At 67.9% G+C, this 1,179-nt stretch carries 1 protein-coding gene and 2 pseudogenes; all 3 read right to left on the bottom strand.

Annotated elements, in window-relative coordinates; all coding sequences use genetic code 11:
* A pseudogene (gene trpD, locus AB0D94_RS37895) lies at positions 1-135 on the bottom strand (anthranilate phosphoribosyltransferase); the annotation flags it as partial.
* Positions 136-180: 45 nt separating this feature from the next.
* Positions 181-372, bottom strand: a pseudogene (locus AB0D94_RS37890) (hypothetical protein); the annotation flags it as partial.
* A gap of 134 nt (positions 373-506) precedes the next feature.
* Positions 507-1,088, bottom strand: coding sequence for an aminodeoxychorismate/anthranilate synthase component II (locus tag AB0D94_RS37885; protein WP_074862318.1), 582 nt, complete (start codon positions 1,086-1,088; stop codon positions 507-509).
* Between the last annotated feature and the right edge of the window lie 91 nt (positions 1,089-1,179).

Below are 1,179 nucleotides of genomic sequence, written 5' to 3'. Positions count from 1 at the left end.
GCTGCCGGACTTGGACGAGACGCTGCGGTTGCCGTGCTTGGCCACCTTGGCCCCGGCCGCAGCGACTACGAACATGCTCGCGGTGGAGATGTTGAAGGTGTGCGCGCCGTCGCCGCCGGTACCCACGATGTCGACCAGATGGGTTCTGTCGGCGACCGTTACCGGCCGCGCGAATTCCCGCAACACGGTCGCCGCGCCGGCGATTTCGCCGACGGTCTCCTTCTTCACCCGCAGACCGGTGAGGATGGCCGCGGTCATGGTCGGCGAGACTTCCCCGCGCATGATCGTGCGCATCAGCGCGACCATTTCGTCGTGGAAGATTTCGCGGTGTTCGATGGTGCGCTGGAGCGCTTCTTGCGGAGTCAGGGGCATGGCGTCTTGAGTCGGGGAATGAGGGAATGGCGAGTCGCGCGAACGCAGGGGCGGGGCCGCAACGCGGTCACCCTCGCCATCGCTCCCGCGGCTCTGCGATTGGGTTGTTCATTTCCCTCATCCCGCTCGCCCGCTCAGCGCTGCAGGAAATTGCGCAGCAAGGCATGGCCGTGCTCGGTCTTGATCGATTCGGGATGGAACTGCACGCCTTCGACCGGATGCTCGCGATGGCGCAGGCCCATGATTTCCTCGAAGCCACCGTCCTCGTATTCGGTCCAGGCGGTGACCTCCAGGCTGTCGGGCAGGCTGTCGCGCTCGACCACCAGCGAGTGATAGCGGGTGGCTTCGTAGCCGTCGGGCAAACCGGCGAACACGCCGCGACCTTCGTGGCGGATCGGCGAGGTCTTGCCGTGCATGATCCGCTTGGCCCGGATCACCTGGCCGCCGTAGGCCTGGCCCAGGCTCTGGTGGCCCAGGCACACGCCGAGGATCGGGGTGTGCGCGCCGAGGCGGCGGATGACTTCGAGCGACACGCCGGCCTGGTCGGGCGTGCACGGGCCGGGCGAGATCACGATGCGCTGCGGCGCCATCCGCTCGATCTCGTCCACCGACAGCTCGTCGTTGCGGATCACCCGCACCTCGCTGCCGAGCGTCTGCAGATACTGCACGAGGTTGTAGGTAAAGCTGTCGTAGTTGTCGATCATCAGAACGGACATGACGCGCCTCGGGTACGGGTGGTGCGGGGTTGCAAGCTGGAAGCGGGCCCGCCGCCGGGGCCGCGCGCGGGCCGGCCCGCGGCGCGGCCCC

This window comes from Streptomyces sp. NPDC048255 (assembly GCF_040652415.1).
Taxonomy (GTDB): domain Bacteria; phylum Actinomycetota; class Actinomycetes; order Streptomycetales; family Streptomycetaceae; genus Streptomyces.
Note: the sequence above shows the minus strand (reverse complement) of the source record. Positions and strands in the feature narration are given on the sequence as shown.

What these genes read in the sequence shown, in the direction of transcription:
- AB0D94_RS37885 (WP_074862318.1), bottom strand. Translation starts at nt 1,088, where the DNA reads ATGTCCGTTCTGATGATCGACAACTACGACAGCTTTACCTACAACCTC.